At 72.4% G+C, this 15,530-nt stretch carries 14 protein-coding genes; 10 read left to right on the plus strand and 4 right to left on the minus strand.

The annotated features are described in order from the left end of the window. The first annotated feature begins 25 nt into the window (after nt 1-25). Both BGM09_RS17915 and BGM09_RS17920 read left to right on the plus strand, forming a co-directional pair. On the plus strand, nt 26-877 hold the full coding sequence (locus tag BGM09_RS17915; RefSeq protein WP_188282623.1) for a fumarylacetoacetate hydrolase family protein: 852 nt from the start codon (nt 26-28) through the stop codon (nt 875-877). Beyond that, nucleotides 874-1,968 carry a mannonate dehydratase gene (locus tag BGM09_RS17920; protein ID WP_188282624.1) on the plus strand — a complete coding sequence of 365 codons (1,095 nt, stop codon included), beginning with the start codon at nt 874-876 and terminating at the stop codon, nt 1,966-1,968. Before BGM09_RS17915 ends, BGM09_RS17920 begins: the two co-directional genes overlap by 4 nt. Here the strand turns inward: BGM09_RS17920 and BGM09_RS17925 are convergent. Both BGM09_RS17925 and BGM09_RS17930 read right to left on the minus strand, forming a co-directional pair. Further along, complete coding sequence (locus BGM09_RS17925) at nt 1,953-2,771, minus strand: DUF2785 domain-containing protein (RefSeq protein WP_188282625.1); 819 nt, start codon at nt 2,769-2,771, stop codon at nt 1,953-1,955. The two genes, BGM09_RS17920 and BGM09_RS17925, sit on opposite strands and share 16 nt — an antisense overlap. A gap of 9 nt (nt 2,772-2,780) precedes the next feature. Continuing rightward, nucleotides 2,781-3,404 (minus strand): DUF1697 domain-containing protein, encoded by a 624-nt coding sequence (locus tag BGM09_RS17930; RefSeq protein WP_188282626.1) that lies wholly within the window; start codon nt 3,402-3,404, stop codon nt 2,781-2,783. Nucleotides 3,405-3,562: 158 nt separating this feature from the next. Here BGM09_RS17930 and BGM09_RS17935 point away from each other — a divergent pair, with 158 nt between their 5' ends. The 7 genes from BGM09_RS17935 (at nt 3,563) to BGM09_RS17965 (ending at nt 11,931) form a co-directional block, all read left to right on the plus strand. Next, on the plus strand, nt 3,563-4,876 hold the full coding sequence (locus BGM09_RS17935; protein WP_188282627.1) for an AAA family ATPase: 1,314 nt from the start codon (nt 3,563-3,565) through the stop codon (nt 4,874-4,876). Continuing rightward, complete coding sequence (locus BGM09_RS17940; protein WP_188282628.1) at nt 4,873-5,223, plus strand: nucleotide pyrophosphohydrolase; 351 nt, start codon at nt 4,873-4,875, stop codon at nt 5,221-5,223. Before BGM09_RS17935 ends, BGM09_RS17940 begins: the two co-directional genes overlap by 4 nt. A 122-nt stretch (nt 5,224-5,345) precedes the next feature. Beyond that, nucleotides 5,346-5,750 carry a DUF6099 family protein gene (locus BGM09_RS17945; RefSeq protein ID WP_223187192.1) on the plus strand — a complete coding sequence of 135 codons (405 nt, stop codon included), beginning with the start codon at nt 5,346-5,348 and terminating at the stop codon, nt 5,748-5,750. 33 nt (nt 5,751-5,783) lie between these two features. After that, complete coding sequence (locus BGM09_RS17950; RefSeq protein ID WP_188282630.1) at nt 5,784-6,707, plus strand: LLM class F420-dependent oxidoreductase; 924 nt, start codon at nt 5,784-5,786, stop codon at nt 6,705-6,707. Nucleotides 6,708-6,714: 7 nt separating this feature from the next. Continuing rightward, entirely contained in the window at nt 6,715-7,623 is a 909-nt protein-coding gene (gene mmuM, locus BGM09_RS17955; protein ID WP_188282631.1) for a homocysteine S-methyltransferase, read from the plus strand. A gap of 235 nt (nt 7,624-7,858) precedes the next feature. Beyond that, nucleotides 7,859-9,391 carry a 3' terminal RNA ribose 2'-O-methyltransferase Hen1 gene (locus BGM09_RS17960; RefSeq protein WP_188282632.1) on the plus strand — a complete coding sequence of 511 codons (1,533 nt, stop codon included), beginning with the start codon at nt 7,859-7,861 and terminating at the stop codon, nt 9,389-9,391. Beyond that, nucleotides 9,388-11,931, plus strand: a complete 2,544-nt coding sequence (locus BGM09_RS17965) for a polynucleotide kinase-phosphatase (protein WP_188282633.1) — start codon at nt 9,388-9,390, stop codon at nt 11,929-11,931. The genes BGM09_RS17960 and BGM09_RS17965 overlap by 4 nt, the downstream gene beginning before the upstream one ends. Nucleotides 11,932-12,115: 184 nt before the next feature. Here BGM09_RS17965 and BGM09_RS17970 read toward each other — a convergent pair whose 3' ends face one another. Together BGM09_RS17970 and BGM09_RS17975 are read right to left on the minus strand one after the other, a co-directional pair. Further along, nucleotides 12,116-13,012 carry a hypothetical protein gene (locus tag BGM09_RS17970; protein ID WP_188282634.1) on the minus strand — a complete coding sequence of 299 codons (897 nt, stop codon included), beginning with the start codon at nt 13,010-13,012 and terminating at the stop codon, nt 12,116-12,118. Next, nucleotides 13,009-14,046, minus strand: a complete 1,038-nt coding sequence (locus BGM09_RS17975) for an SPFH domain-containing protein (protein ID WP_188282635.1) — start codon at nt 14,044-14,046, stop codon at nt 13,009-13,011. The genes BGM09_RS17970 and BGM09_RS17975 overlap by 4 nt, the downstream gene beginning before the upstream one ends. Nucleotides 14,047-14,225: 179 nt before the next feature. Between BGM09_RS17975 and BGM09_RS17980 the strand changes: the two genes are divergently transcribed. Continuing rightward, the gene (locus BGM09_RS17980) at nt 14,226-15,449 is read left to right on the plus strand and encodes an arginine deiminase (protein ID WP_188282636.1); all 1,224 of its coding nucleotides are present in this window, start codon (nt 14,226-14,228) and stop codon (nt 15,447-15,449) included. Nucleotides 15,450-15,530: the final 81 nt, after the last annotated feature.

Here is a 15,530-nt window from a genome sequence, read left to right on the forward strand (position 1 = left end):
CATCCCTACCATCGAACGGATCACCGTGAAGCTCATGCGTGTCGGCCCACCCGGGGCCGAACGGCCCGTCGCCCTGCTTCCCGACGGCCGCCACCTCGACCTGTCCGCGCTCACCGACGACATCGACGGCGCCTTCCTCGCGGGCGACGGACCCGACCGGCTGCGCGACGCGATCGCGACGGGCGGCCCTCCGGCCGCCGACGTCACCGGGCAGCGCGTCGGCCCGCCCGTCGCCCGCCCCGGTGTCGTGCTCTGCGTCGGCATGAACTACGCGGCGCACGCGGCGGAATCGGGCGCCGCCCCGCCCCAGGCGCCGGTCGTCTTCTACAAGTCACCGCACTGCGTCGTGGGACCGGACGACGACGTCCTGCTGCCGCGCGGCTCCGCCACGACGGACTGGGAGGTCGAGCTCGCCGTCGTCATCGGACGCCGGGCCCGCTACCTCGACTCGCCCGCCGACGCCCTGGCCCACGTGGCGGGTTACACGATCTCCAACGACGTGTCCGAGCGGGCCCTGCAACTGGAGACCAGCGGCGGCCAGTGGTCGAAGGGCAAGAGCTGCGAGACGTTCAACCCGCTGGGGCCCTGGCTGGTCACCCCGGACGAGATCGCGTCTCCCCAGGCCCTCGGTCTGCGCTCCTGGGTCAACGGCGAACCCCGCCAGGCGTCCGGCACCAAGGACATGGTCTTCGACGTCGCCACGCTGATCCACGAGCTGAGCCAGTTCACCGTCCTCGAACCGGGCGACGTCATCAACACCGGCACGCCCGAAGGCGTCGCGCTGTCGGGCCGCTTCCCCTACCTCAAGGAGGGCGACACCATGGAGTTGGAGATCGACGGGCTGGGCCGCCAGCGGCAGCGGGTCGGCCGGGCATGACCATACGACTCTCGCTCGGACACATCGACACCTACGACGCGCGGGTGGCGACCTTCGCGCGCCAACTCGGGCTCACCGGCGTCCAGCTCCACACCCCTGACCTGCTGCCCGGCGAGGACGGCTTCTGGAGCGAGGCCGAACTGCGGGCCCTGAAGGACCGTTGCGAAGCCGACGGCCTCGCGATCGACGGCCTGGAGAACGTACCGCTCGCGCACTTCTGGAAGATCCAGCGCGGACTGCCGGGCCGTGACGAGCAGATCGAGAACTACCTCAGAACCATCCGCAATCTCGCCGCCGTGGGCATCGACCTGCTCGGTTACAACTTCCTCGCCACGTATGTCTGGCGCACGGACATGGCGGCGGCGGGCCGCGGCGGCGCCAAGGTCAGCGCCTTCGACCTGGCGGACGTCTCCCGCGGCAACGCGCTCGCGGGATACCGGCTCACCCCCGACCACCCCGTCGGCGAGCCGGCCACGGCCGACCGGATGTGGGCCAACCACCAGTACTTCCTCGACGCCGTCCTGCCCGTCGCCGAGGAGGTCGGCGTACGGCTGGCCCTGCACCCCGACGACCCGCCCGTGGACGTGCCGTTGGGCGGCATCGCCCGGATCTTCACCTCGCCCGCCGCCATCGGACGGGCCCGCGACCAGGCGGGCGGCAGCCCGTCCTGGGGCCTGAACCTCTGCCTGGGCACGGTGTCGGAGATGGCGGGCGAGGAGAGCGTCAACGAGGTCATCGACCTGCTGGGGCCGTCCATTTTCTACGTCCACTTCCGGGACGTCCGCGGCACCGTGCCTCGCTTCAGCGAGTGCTTCCTCGGCGAGGGCAACTTCAATCCGGCGCGGGTCATCCGCCGCCTCGAGGACGCCGGATTCGACGGGTTCCTCATCGACGACCACGTCCCGGCGATGATCGGCGACCTCGACACCTGGGGCGACATCTCCTCCGAGGCGTACTGCAGCCGCGGCCGGGCCCACGCGATCGGCTACCTGCAAGGCGTCCTGAACGGCCTGGGGCTCGACCAGCCGGAGGCCCGCCCGCGGGCCGGCCGCTCGGCTACGGTCCGCCGCCAGCCTCAGGCCAGCCAGTAGTACGGCAGGCGCAGGAGGTCGGCGACGCGCGCGGCGACCTCCCGCGCGTGCGGCGGGACGCCCTCGTCGGCGATGCCGCGTACCAGGTGCAGATGGAGCGACTGGAGGGTGGTGAAGGTGTTGAACGCCCAGACCGGGACCGCGCCGGGTCCGCCGCCCTCCAGGGCCTTGTGAACGACGGTCAGCCAGTCGGCGGCCTCCTCGACGGTCAGTCCGGGGGCCTGGAGGATACGGGTGAGCGCGCGGGCCAGCCGCGCGTCCTCCAACTGCGCGTAGCGGTAGTCGGTCCGCTCGGCCGTCATCCTGTGAGCGCACAGCTCCAGCAGGTCGGTGCGGCGCTCCGGCAGGGCCTTCGCGAACGCGGCTGCGGCGTCGGCGCCGTGCGCCACGGCGTGCAGCCAGCCCAGCGCGTCGTCCCAGCCGCGGGTGTCGCGCTCGGCCGGATACCAGGCCGAGAACCGCGCGTACCAGCGCTCCGCCGCCTCTCGCGGTACGAGCCCGGGTACGGCGTCGCCCCGCGTCAGCACGGAACAGATGACCAGCGGCGCGAAGGCCCTGGCTTGAACCTCCGGGTGGGTGAAACGGTCGGCCGCGTCGTCCCCGAGCGTTTCCAGGACGGCGTCGAGACGTCCGTCCCTGATCCAGCGGGCGGCGCCGGTATAGGCGTGGTCGTCGCGCGTCCCGGGGTCAGGGGACGTCAGCATGACGGACAGCTCGGCGGCGAGCCGCGGCGCGGGGACGCCCTCGGGGAAGGGGAATCCGTCGGCCGCGACCGACGTCCAGTCGACATGATCGGCACTCATCGCATCAGGCTATTCCTCGCTCATCGCCACCAGTTTGGTGACCGTGTTCCAGTTGCGGGTGGACGCCGTCAGGCCGAGGCGGCGGTCGGAGAACTGTGCGGCCAGCTTGGAGTTGTGCACGCCGTCGGGGAAGTGGCCGTAGATCTCGCTCCGCCCGGGACGGAATTCGTCCGGCGCGTACGCCGCCGCGTCGATCGCCGCCAGCTTGTCGAGGGGGACGGGCCCCGACAGGAACGTCACCATGAAGCGCGACGGATTCACCCCGGCCATCGGGAACGGGTTGGCGTCCACGACCCGCCGGAGGTCCGCGCCGGTACGGATCAGGCAGGCGACGGTCAGCCCCAATTCGTCGCTGATCCGCTGCTCCAAGTCCGCCGCCAGCCGCCCCGGATCGGTCTGCGCGTGGGTGAAGACGGCGTTCCCGCTCTGGAGATGGGTGCGGACGTCGGCGGCGCCGATGGAGGCCAGCAGGTCCCTGAGGGTCTGCATGGGCAGCTTGTTCTTGCCGCCGACGTTGATTCCGCGCAGCAGCGCGACGTAGCGCGTATCCGTATCCGTATCCGTATCCGTATCCGTATCCGTGTTCGTGCTCGTGCTCTTATTGGTGCTGGTGCTGGTGGCCTTGGTCGTCACGATCGCCACGCTAGCGGCCGGCACTGACAATCGGTCGATTCCGGGTGGTGCCGGGGCAAGCGCGGCGTCGCGCGAATCATGCGCGATGTCGCTCGTTCGGAGGACGGTACGGTCGCTGGAACGGTTCGGCAGGCCGTGGCCTGGTTACGTTCGCGCATATGACCAGCATCCATGACAGGCCCGTCGTCACCGAACTGCGGCTGTCGGCCTTCAAATCGCACCGGGGCGCGTCGTTCGGACTCGGGCCGCTCACCCTGCTCTGCGGGGGCAGCGGCACCGGCAAGTCGAGCGTGCTGGAGGCGCTGGCCGCGCTCGGCCGGCTGGCCTGCGGGGACGGGCTCGACGAGGTCTTCGAGTCCGTGGTGCGCGGTGGCGCGGCGGCGTGCGTACCGCAGGACGCGCAGCCCGACCCGCAGGGACGGCGCGGCTTCCGGATCGGCTGCACGGTCACCGGCCCGGTGGGTCCCGTGCGGCTCGACATCGCCGTCCAGGCGGAGCCCACGCTGCGGATCGTCGGCGAGCGGCTGACCGGCGCGGGCGAGACGCTGCTGACGACGGCGCTGCGCGACCCGGAACGCCGCACGGTGCAGGCCGCCTGGCACACCGCGGGCCTGGTCGCGGTCACCCGCGCGCCGCTGCCCGACGACCGCCTCGCCACTGCCCTGTTGCCGCTGCGTGTCGCCGGACGCACCGACGGACAGCGCCTGGTGCTGGCCGCCGCGGAACAGGTCGTCGTGGCGCTGCGCGGGGTCTTCCCGATCGCGCCGCGCCCCGAGCTGATGCGCGGCCCCGTCCCGGTCGGCGACGGACGGCTGCGCGCCTCCTGCGACAACCTGTCCGCCGTCCTTGCCAGGACCGAGGGCGAATGCGGCACCCGGCACGCGGCGCTGGTCAACGCGGTGCGCGCGGTGTGCAGTCCGCCGGTGGAGGGCATCACGGCGCTGGCGGTGGGCGCCGCCGCGAGTACAGGCGCGGGCGTGAGTACAGGCGCGGGCGCGCGTACGGGCGCCGGTCCCCGTACGGGTGTCGGCGCGGCGGAGGGCGCCCGCGCGGGCGGCGGGCCAGCGACGGAAACGGCGCGGGCGGTGGACGCCGTGATCGCCGCGGTGGACCGCGGCCCGCTCGGCCTGGTCCCGGTGGACCGCCTCGGCGACGGCGAACTCCGTTTCCTCGCGCTGGCGTTGGTGCTGCTCACCGGCCCCGGAGTGCTGGACGTCGACACGAGTACGGAGCTGCTGCCCGCCAGTCAGGTGCTGACCGTGCTGGGCGACGGCCTCGACCACGGCCTGGACCGCCGCCAACTGTGCGAACTGCTGCGGCTGGCGGGCCCGGCCGCGGAACGCGGGCACATCCGGCTGCTGGGCACCGTCCAGGACGCGAGCTTCGCGGAGGGGATCGGCGGTGTCTCGGTCACCGCGCTCGGGGTCCCGCGGCCACGCCGCCGCGAGGATGCGGTAGACCAGTCGGGGTGACCGAAGAAACCGACGCACCCGATCTGGCGGCGCTCCAGCGCCGCCTCGCCGCCTTCGCCGCGGCCCGGAACTGGCAGCCGTTCCACACGCCCAAGAACCTCGCCGCCGCGCTGAGCGTCGAGGCCGCGGAGCTCCTGGAGATCTTCCAGTGGCTCACCCCGGAACAGGCGGCGGAGGTGATGGCGGACGACGGGTCCGCCCACCGGGTCCGCGACGAGGTCGCGGACGTGCTGGCGTACCTGCTGCAATTCTGCGAAGTGCTCGGCATCGACGTGCTGGCCGCGCTCGCGGCGAAGATCGACCGCAACGAGCTGCGGTTCCCGCGGGCCGATCCCTCGTCCGGGTGACGAGGTTTTCCACAGGCGCGGAGTTGTCCACAGATCTCCCGAGGGGCCTTTCCGTACCCGCGAAACTCTGTCACTCTGAGTAACGGCGAAGGGATCGCCGCAGGACAGAGGGGGTGCGGGACATGGACGCAGCGCGACTGGTGGCCCAGGCGGAGCGAGTGATGAGCCGATCGCCGCAGCCGGACGACGTCATCGCGGAGGCGTGGCAGGCGTTCGAGCTGACCGAGGCCGTGGGGCGGCTGCTCACCGCCGATCACGAGCGGCCGGTGGTCCGCGCCGGGCCGGGACCGGTGGTGGGCGCGTCAGGCGGCGACCCGCCGCGGGCCGCACGGCTGACCGGGGTGCGCGACCCGCACGGCACGCTGCGGGCCCTGCGCACGCTGCTCGGCGCGATCGGCCTGTCCCTGGTCGCCATCACCTGCACCGCGGAGGACGAGGCGGCGTACTGGAACTGCATCGAAGCGCTGGACGCGGTGGACGAGGCCAAGGACCGCGTGCGCGCGCTGACCCGGGAGGCGGACCGTTGACGGAGATCGCCGTGATGGGGGCAGGATGGAGGAATGGATCTGCGAATCTTCACCGAGCCCCAGCAAGGTGCCGAGTACGACACCCTGCTCACCGTCGCCAAGGCGACCGAAGACCTGGAATTCGACGCCTTCTTCCGCTCCGACCATTACCTGAAGATGGGCGACGGGACCGGACTGCCGGGACCCACGGACGCGTGGATCACCCTGGCCGGACTCGCCCGCGAGACCAGCCGGATCAGGCTCGGCACCCTGATGACGGCCGGCACCTTCCGGCTCCCCGGTGTGCTGGCGATCCAGGTCGCCCAGGTGGACCGGATGTCGGGCGGACGGGTCGAGTTCGGCCTCGGCGCGGGCTGGTTCGAGGAGGAGCACACGGCGTACGGCATCCCCTTCCCGAAGGAGAAGTTCGCCCGCCTTGAAGAGCAACTGGCCATCGTCACCGGCCTGTGGGAGACCCCGGTCGGCAAGACCTTCGACTACGACGGGACGTTCTACCAGCTCAAGGACTCGCCCGCGCTGCCCAAGCCGGCGCAGGCGAAGGTCCCGGTGCTGATCGGCGGCATGGGCGCCAAGCGGACACCGGAACTGGCGGCGCGGTACGCGACCGAGTTCAACATCCCGTTCGCCTCGGTCGAGGACAGCGGGCTCCAGATCGGCCGGGTGCGCGCGGCGGCGGAGGCGGCCGGGCGCGGCCCCGACGACCTGGTGTACTCCAACGCCCTGGTGGCCTGTGTCGGCAAGGACGACGCCGAGGTGGCCCGCCGGGCCGCCGCGATCGGCCGGGAGGTGGACGAGCTGAAGGCGAACGGGCTGGCGGGCACGCCCGCCGAGGTCGTCGACCGGATCGGGCAGTATGCGGAACAGGGCTCCACCCGCTTCTACTTCCAGATTCTCGACCTCTCCGACCTCGACCACCTGGAGCTGATCTCGTCCCGGGTCAGGACCCAGGTGGGCTGAGGCCGCGATGCCCACGACCCCGCCCGCACCGCTCTTCCCGGCCGCCGCCGAGAGGGCACTGGTCCTGGACGGCGGGCTGTCCAACCAACTCGCCGACCAGGGCTGCGACCTGTCGGACCCGCTCTGGTCCGCCCGGCTGCTCGCCGACGCCCCGGAGCAGATCGAGGCCGCGCACACCGCCTATATGCGGGCGGGAGCCCGGGTGCTGATCACCTCCAGCTACCAGGCCACCTACGAGGGGTTCGCCCGGCGCGGTATCGGGCGGACCGAGGCTTCCGCGCTGCTGACCCGCAGCGTGGAGCTGGCCCGGCGGGCGGGCGCGGACCGGACCGACGTGCGGGTGGCGGCGTCGGTCGGGCCGTACGGGGCGATGCTCGCGGACGGCAGCGAGTACCGCGGGCGGTACGGGCTGAGCGTGCGGGAGCTGGAGCGCTTCCACCGGCCGCGGATCGAGACCCTGGCGGCGGCCGGTCCCGACGTCCTGGCCCTGGAGACGGTGCCGGACACGGACGAGGCCGAGGCCATGCTGCGGGCGGCCGAGGGGACCGGCGTGCCGGTCTGGCTCTCCTACACCGTCTTCGGCGACCGTACCCGGGCCGGGCAGCCCCTGGCGGACGCCTTCGCGGTGGCCGCGGGCCGCGACGAGGTGATCGCGGTGGGCGTCAACTGCTGCGCACCCGCCGACGCGGACCACGCGGTGGTGGTGGCGGCGACGGTCACCGGCAAACCCGTCGTCGTCTACCCCAACAGCGGTGAGCGCTGGGACGCCGACCACCGCCGCTGGGACGGAGCCACCACCTTCTCCCCAGCCCGCGTCGCCGCCTGGCACCAGTCGGGCGCCCGCCTGATCGGCGGCTGCTGCCGAGTGGGTCCGTCCCGGATCAGCGCCCTGTCGAAGGTGCTGCGCGGGGACTAGGGCGTGTCCGCAAGGTCTCTCCCCCAGACTCCGTCCGGGAGGTGCCCCCACCGCCCGGAGGGCGGGGCTGGCGGTGTCTGGTGCGTGCGATCGGCAATGGCGGTGGGGGCACCCCCGGACGGAGTCTGGGGGAGTGCGTGCCAGGCGCCGCCGGCCAGACGAGACTTTGCGGACACGCCCTAGGGCCGGGAAAAACCCCTGGTCGGGCTGCGGGCGGGAGGGAATACTCGGGGAGGTGTTCCTGACGATCTCCACCACCGGCACCGCGGCTGCCCCGGCTACTGACCTGGGGTTTCTGCTGCATAAGCACCCGGAGAAGGCACAGACCTTCTCCACCTCCTACGGCAACGCGCACGTCTTCTATCCCGAGGCGTCGGTCGAGCGGACCACGGCCGCGCTGCTGTTGGAGATTGATCCGCCCGCACTGGCGCGCCGGGGGAAGGGCAAGGGCAAAGGCCGGGGCGGCGCGCCCGACGCCGCGCTCGCGCAGTATGTGAACGACCGGCCCTACGCGGCCTCGTCGCTGCTCGCGGTGGCGCTGCGTACCGTCTTCTCCAGTGCGCTGCGCGGCGAGTGCCGCACAATGCCGGAGCGGGCGGCGGCGCCGCTGCCGCTGCGGATCGAGGTGCCGGTGCTGCCCGCCCGCGGCGGCCCCGCGCTGGTGGCCGCGCTGTTCGAGCCGCTGGGCTGGCGGGTCGAGGCCGAGCCGGTGGCGCTGGACACGGAGTTCCCCGAGTGGGGCGACTCGCGGTACGTACGGCTGGTGCTCGAAGGGGAACTGCGGCTGTCGGACGCGCTGCGGCAGGTCTATGTGCTGCTGCCGGTGCTCGACGACGCCAAGCACTACTGGGTGTCGGCGGACGAGGTGGACAAGCTGCTGCGGTTCGGCGAGGGGTGGCTGGAGGAGCACCCGGAGCAGAAACTGATCACCAGCCGCTATCTGTCACGGCGTTGGGCGCTGACCCGGCAGGCGATGGAGCGGCTTGAGCTGGCCCGGCTGGCGGAGGCCGACGACATCGAGGTCGAGGCCATCGACAACGCGGTCGAGGACACCGTCGGCCCGGACGGCGAGGAGGCGGAGGAGCGGCCGACGCCGCTGGCCGTTCAGCGGCGCGAGGCGATCCTCGGGGCGCTGCGCGACGCCGGGGCCACGCGCGTGCTCGACCTGGGCTGCGGGCAGGGCCAGTTGGTGGGCGCGCTGCTGAAGGACGTGCGGTACACGGAGATCGTCGGCGTCGACGTATCGGTGCGGGCGCTCGGCAGCGCGGCGCGGCGGCTGCGTCTGGACCGGTTGAGCGAACGGCAGGCGGCCCGGGTCACCCTGTTCCAGGGCTCGTTGGCGTACACCGACACGCGGCTCAAGGGCTACGACGCGGCCGTGCTCAGCGAGGTCGTCGAACACCTCGACCTGCCGCGGCTGCCCGCCCTGGAGTACGCGGTGTTCGGCTCCGCCCGGCCGCGGACCGTGGTCGTGACGACGCCGAACGTCGAGTACAACGTGCGGTGGGAGACGCTGCCCGCGGGCCATGTCCGGCACGCCGACCACCGTTTCGAGTGGAGCCGCGAGGAGTTCCGCGACTGGGCGACGACGGTCGCCGCCCGGCACGGATACGACATCGCCTTCACCCCCGTCGGCCCCGACGACCCCGAGGTCGGCCCGCCCACCCAGATGGCGGTCTTCACGATCACCGCGCCCGCGCCCGCGCCCACGACCGACACCCGTCACACGACCACGAACACGACTACCGGCAAGGAGGCGGCGGCATGACCGCACCACGCACGCTGCCCGTCACCGACCTGTCCCTCGTCGTCCTGATCGGCGCCACCGGCTCCGGCAAGTCCACCTTCGCCGCACGGCACTTCAAGCCCACCGAGGTCATCTCCTCCGACTTCTGCCGCGGCCTGGTCAGCGACGACGACAACGACCAGAGCGCCAGCGCCGACGCCTTCGACGTCCTGCACTACATCGCGGGCAAGCGCCTCGCGGCGGGCCGCCGCACGGTCGTGGACGCCACGAACGTGCAGTCGGAGAGCCGGAAGCAGTTGATCAAGCTGGCCCGGGAGTACGACGTACTGCCGATCGCCGTCGTCCTCGACGTACCCGAGCAGGTCTGCGTCGCGCGCAACGCCGAGCGCCCCGACCGGGCCTCGCTGCCGCGCCACGTCGTGCAGCGGCACCAGCGCGAACTGCGCCGCTCGCTGCGGGGCCTGGAGCGCGAGGGCTTCCGCAAGGTGCACATCCTGCGGGGCACCGAGGAGATCGACTCCGCCGAGATCGTCACCGAGCGCCGCTACAACGACCTGACGCACCTCACAGGACCGTTCGACATCATCGGCGACATCCACGGATGCAGCTCGGAACTGGAGACGCTGCTGGCCGAGTTGGGCTACGTCGACGGCGCGCACCCCGAGGGGCGCACCGCCGTCTTCGTCGGCGACCTCGTCGACCGCGGCCCGGACAGCCCCGGTGTGCTGCGCCGCGTCATGGGCATGGTCGAGGCGGGCACCGCGCTGTGCGTGCCCGGCAACCACGAGAACAAGCTCGGCCGCTACCTCAAGGGCCGCCAGGTGCAGCACACCCACGGACTGGCCGAGACCATCGAGCAGCTGGAGCGCGAGGACGCCCGGGACCCGGAGTTCCGCAAGCGGGTCGCGGCCTTCATCGACGGTCTGGTCAGCCACTACGTGCTGGACGGCGGCAAGCTGGTGGTCTGCCACGCGGGTCTGCCGGAGAAGTACCACGGCCGCACCTCGGGCCGGGTCCGCTCGCACGTGCTGTACGGCGACACCACCGGCGAGACCGACGAGTTCGGCCTGCCCGTGCGCTACCCGTGGGCCGAGGACTACCGCGGGCGCGCCGCCGTCGTCTACGGCCACACCCCGGTCCCGAACACGTCCTGGATCAACAACACCATCTGCCTCGACACCGGGGCGGTCTTCGGCGGCAAGATGACCGCGCTGCGCTGGCCCGAGCGCGAGATCGTGGACGTACCGGCGGAGCGGGTCTGGTACGAGCCCGTCAAGCCGCTGGTCACGGAGGCGCCGGGTGGTTTCGACGGGCGCCCGCTGGATCTGGCGGACGTCACCGGGCGGCGGGTCGTGGAGACCGGGCAGATGGGACGGCTCGCGGTCCGTGAGGAGAACGCGGCGGCGGCCCTTGAGGTGATGAGCCGCTTCGCCGTCGACCCGCGCCTGCTCGCCTACCTGCCGCCGACGATGTCGCCCTGCGCGACCTCGCGGCAGGAGGGCTGGCTGGAGCACCCGGCGGACGCCTTCGCCGACTACCGCGAGAGCGGTGTCGCCCAGGTCATCTGCGAGGAGAAGCACATGGGCTCCCGCGCGGTGGTCCTGGTCTGCCGCGACGAGGCCGCCGCGCGGACGCACTTCGACACGGCCGACGGCTCGACCGGCGCGGTGCACACCCGTACCGGGCGGCCGTTCTTCGACGACGGGGCCGTCACCGAGGAGGTGCTGGCCCGGCTGCGCGCGGCCGTCACGGCGGCCGGACTGTGGGACGAGCTGTCCACGGACTGGCTGCTGCTCGACGCCGAGCTGCTGCCCTGGTCGCTGAAGGCGTCCGGCCTGCTGCGCAAGCAGTACGCGGCCGTCGGCGCCGCGGGAGGCGCGGTCTTCCCCGCCGCCCTGAGCGCGCTCGAAGCCGCGGCGGCGCGCGGCACCGACGTCGCGGACCTGCTGGGCAGACAGCGTGAACGGGCGTCGGACGCGGCGGCGTTCACCGATGCCTACCGCCGGTACTGCTGGACCACCGACGGGCTCGACGGCGTACGGCTGGCGCCGTTCCAGCTCCTCGCCGTCCAGGGCCGCAGCCTCGCCGCGCTCCCGCACGACGAGCAGTTGGCGCTCATCGACCGGCTGGTCGAGGCCGACCCCACCGGGCTCCTCGGAACCACCGGGCGGCTGCTGGTCGACACCACGGACGAGGAGTCGGTCGCCGCCGGAGTGCGCTGGTGGCTCGAACTGACCGGCGCGGGCGGCGAAGGCATGGTCGTCAAGCCGCTCGCCGCGCTGGTCCGCACCGAGAAGGGGCGGCTGGTGCAGCCGGGCATCAAGTGCCGCGGCCGGGAGTATCTGCGGATCATCTACGGTCCCGAGTACACCCGTCCGGAGCACCTGGAGCGGCTGCGGTCCCGTTTCCTCGGCCACAAGCGCTCGCTCGCCCTGCGCGAGTACGCGCTCGGCCTGGAGGCGCTGGACCGGCTGGCGGCCGGCGAACCGCTCTGGCGCGTCCACGAGGCGGTCTTCGCCGTACTGGCCCTGGAGTCGGAGCCGGTCGACCCCCGGCTGTGACGCCGTAGGTTATGCCCGTCATACGGCCGGGCCGCCCACACCCCTCCGGTGGGCGGTCCGACCGGGCTCGATCCCCGTGCGCCGAACCGCTCGATCCCCGTGCGCCGAACCGCTCGATCCCCGTGCGCCGAACCGCTCGATCTCCGTGCGCCGAACCGCTCGATCTCCGTGCGCCGAACCGGTTCTACCCCAGCAGCCGCAGCGCCGTCGCCGACCGGCCGAGGCGTACGGTCTGACCCCAGGTCAGCTCCAGCGCGTCGGACTCCATGCCGTCGCCGAAGGCGACCAGACGGTCGGACTCGACGGTCAGCCGGAGCCGGTCGGCCGCGGCCAGCACGCCCGCGACCTGCGAAGTGCCGGTCGCGGGGGAGGGCCATGCCTCACGGACGAACCACAGCAGCCGCGGCTGCGTGGGACCCGGCAGCGCCAGGCCGCTGCCGCGTTCCTGCCACAGCGACCTCAGCCAGCCCGTGGCACCCGTGCCTGTACCCACCAGAACGCCCGATGACGCCTGGGCTTCCGCGGGTGCGGCATCGTCGTCGGGACCGAGCCGGTAGCGGGCGGTCTGGTGTCCCGGCGGCCCGAGGTAGATCTCGTTGAGCGCCAGCAGCCGCTGTGTGTCGTCGGCGACGGCCTCCACCATGGTCAGTTCGTCGGCCCGGCCGCCGCGCGCGGCGGAGTCGAGCAGCTTGCCCGCGTCGCCCGCCCGGTGCCGTACGAGCACGCCCGGATTACGGCCGGGGTCGGTGTCGATCCCCACCACCGGCTGCCCCGCCAGGTACTTGGCGGCATTGGCGACCAGTCCGTCCTGGCCGATCACCACGACCACGTCCTCCGGCGCGAAGAGGAAACGGTCCAGATCGGCCCGCTCCACCCGGGCCTGCCGCCACTGCAACGGCACCGCCGCGGCCACCTCGGCGAGCGCGGCCCGCCCGCGCTGATGCCGTTCCCGCACCTCCTGGATGCTCCGGCCGCGCGAGGAGAGGAAGAACGCCGCCTGGCCGTGGGTGCCGTGCCGGGCCAGCAACTCCTCGTACTCGCTGACCCGGTGCACCAGCACCGCGCGCGGGGCGAGGCTCACCGCCCCTCACCACCGGAGCCCCGGCCCGCCCCGCCGCCGCCGGGACGCCCGAGCCGTTCCACCAGGCCGGTGAGCATATCGGGCGTGAGCGTGAGGCTGTCGATCCGCGGCAGGTTCTCCGCGACCCGGTTGAGCGCCAGCGCGTGCAGCGTCGCCGGATCCACGTCGCCGTGCACCCGCAGCCACCCGGCCTGTGCCTCGGCGCGCGCCGTACCCGCCTCGCGCGCCGCCTCGGCCTTCGCGCGGGCGAGGCGGACGAGCCGGGCGGCCTCGGCCTCGGCGCGCACGGCGTCGGCCGCCGCGTTCTCCTCCGCCTCGCGGCGCGCGTTCGTGCCGTGCTGCTCGACCAACTGCTCCTCGCGCCGGGCGAGTTCGATCCGGCTGGCCAACTCATTCTCGGCGATGGCCCGTTCGCGTTCGACGGCGACGGCCCGCCGCTCGTACGTGGCCCGGTCCGCCTCCTGCTGGATCTGCTCACGCGCGGGCGTCCGCAGCGCGCGCTCCACCTCGGGCTCCGGCCGGATCGCCACCACGCGTACGGCGACGACCTCGATGCCGGTGGTGGCCAGTCGCGGCTCGGCGGCGAGCCCGTCGGAGATCCGCTGCCGTACCGCCGCCACGCCGTCGACCAGCGCGGACGCCAGCGCGGTACGGGCCAGGACGTCGAGCGCGTGCTGCTGGGCGGTCTCGGTGAGCAGGGTGGCGAGCTGTTCGAGCGGGGCGCCGCGCCAGATCCCGGTGTCGGGGTCGATGGAGAAGTCCAGGCGCTCGGCGGCGGTGGCAGGGGCGCTGATCCGGTACGTCACGGTCGACTGCACGCTGACGTCCTGGAAGTCGGAGGTCCTGGCGTGGAAGGACATCGCCAACTCGCGGTCGTCGACCGGCACTTCGGAGAGGGCGGCGGTCAGTGACCGGTACCAGAAGCTGAGGCCGGGCCCGTCGTGCACGAGCGCGCCGCGCGAGTGGTGGCAGATGTGCGCGGTGGGCGCTGAACGCAGATGGCGCCAGCCGAAGCGCCTGGTGATGTCGGCCATGATGAGCCCCTCTTTCTCGTCAGTGCGACGATATCGAGCGATTCTCTTATCGTCAAGAGGACGAGATGGGGGAGTTCGGCGTATCCGCCGCAGTGCGCGGGCGCGGGCTGACGCGGCGCGCGCGGCGCGTCCCGCCGCTGGGGCGCGTGAATCGGGGGCGCGGTGGTCAGGATGGAGGCATGGGATTCCATGTCGACTCCGAGACCGGGCGGCTGCGCCGCGTCATACTGCACCGCCCCGACCTCGAACTGAAGCGCCTGACCCCCAGCAACAAGGACGCGCTGCTCTTCGACGACGTCCTGTGGGTGCGCAGGGCCCGCGCCGAGCATGACGGCTTCGCGGACGTGCTGCGCGACCGGGGCGTCGAGGTCCACCTCTTCGGCGACCTGCTGCGCGAGTCGATGCTGGTGCCCGAGGCCAAGAAGCTGGTCCTGGACCGGGTCTTCGACGCCAAGGAGTACGGCCCGCTGGCCACGTCCCATCTGCGGGAGGCGTTCGACCGGTTGGGCGTCGTGGAGCTGACCGAGGCGCTGATCGGCGGCATGACCAAGCGCGAATTCCTGGAGCGCTTCGCCGAACCCGTCTCCGTCCGCTTCCACGCCATGGACCTGGACGACTTCCTGCTCGCCCCGCTGCCGAACCACATCTTCACCCGCGACACCTCGGCCTGGGTCTACGACGGCGTCAGCATCAACGCCATGCGCTGGCCCGCCCGGCAGCGCGAGACGGTGCACTTCGAGGCGATCTACCGGCACCATCCGCTGTTCTCCGGCGGCGACTTCCACGTCTGGTCCGAGGGTCAGGCCGACTACCCGTCCACCATCGAGGGCGGCGACGTCCTGGTCATCGGCGGCGGCGCCGTGCTGATCGGGATGAGCGAGCGCACCACCCCGCAGGCCGTGGAGATGCTGGCGCAGGGGCTGTTCGAGGCCGGCTCCGCGCGAACCATCGTGGCCCTGGACATGCCGAAGCGGCGGGCCTTCATGCACCTCGACACGGTGATGACGATGGTCGACGGCGATACGTTCACGCAGTACGCGGGGCTGGGGATGCTGCCCTCGTACACCATCGAGCCCGGCTCGGGCGCGGGCGACCTGAAGGTCACCGACCACTCGCCCGAGCACATGCACCGGGCCATCGCGGCGGCCCTCGGCCTGGACTCCATCGACGTGCTCACCGCGACACAGGACGTGCACGCCGCCGAGCGCGAACAGTGGGACGACGGCTGCAACGTCCTGGCCGTGGAGCCGGGTGTGGTCGTCGCCTACGAGCGCAACGCGACCACCAACACGTTTCTGCGCAAGCGCGGCGTCGAGGTGATCGAGATCCCGGGCAGCGAGCTGGGCCGGGGCCGGGGCGGCCCGCGCTGCATGAGCTGCCCGATCGAGCGTGACGCGGTCTGAGCGCCTGATCCCGGCGGGGTGCGTGTACGGCACACGAGAGGTCTGTATAAGAATGCCGATCTACGTATAGACTTCCAATCT

Origin of the sequence: Streptomyces sp. CBMA29 (assembly GCF_014596445.1) — a bacterium.
Taxonomy (GTDB): Bacteria; Actinomycetota; Actinomycetes; order Streptomycetales; family Streptomycetaceae; genus Actinacidiphila.

What these genes read in the sequence shown, in the direction of transcription:
- BGM09_RS17920 (WP_188282624.1), top strand. Translation starts at nt 874, where the DNA reads ATGACCATACGACTCTCGCTCGGACACATCGACACCTACGACGCGCGG.
- BGM09_RS17935 (WP_188282627.1), top strand. Translation starts at nt 3,563, where the DNA reads ATGACCAGCATCCATGACAGGCCCGTCGTCACCGAACTGCGGCTGTCG.
- mmuM (WP_188282631.1), top strand. Translation starts at nt 6,715, where the DNA reads ATGCCCACGACCCCGCCCGCACCGCTCTTCCCGGCCGCCGCCGAGAGG.
- BGM09_RS17950 (WP_188282630.1), top strand. Translation starts at nt 5,784, where the DNA reads ATGGATCTGCGAATCTTCACCGAGCCCCAGCAAGGTGCCGAGTACGAC.
- BGM09_RS17965 (WP_188282633.1), top strand. Translation starts at nt 9,388, where the DNA reads ATGACCGCACCACGCACGCTGCCCGTCACCGACCTGTCCCTCGTCGTC.
- BGM09_RS17945 (WP_223187192.1), top strand. Translation starts at nt 5,346, where the DNA reads ATGGACGCAGCGCGACTGGTGGCCCAGGCGGAGCGAGTGATGAGCCGA.
- BGM09_RS17925 (WP_188282625.1), bottom strand. Translation starts at nt 2,771, where the DNA reads ATGAGTGCCGATCATGTCGACTGGACGTCGGTCGCGGCCGACGGATTC.
- BGM09_RS17980 (WP_188282636.1), top strand. Translation starts at nt 14,226, where the DNA reads ATGGGATTCCATGTCGACTCCGAGACCGGGCGGCTGCGCCGCGTCATA.
- BGM09_RS17975 (WP_188282635.1), bottom strand. Translation starts at nt 14,046, where the DNA reads ATGGCCGACATCACCAGGCGCTTCGGCTGGCGCCATCTGCGTTCAGCG.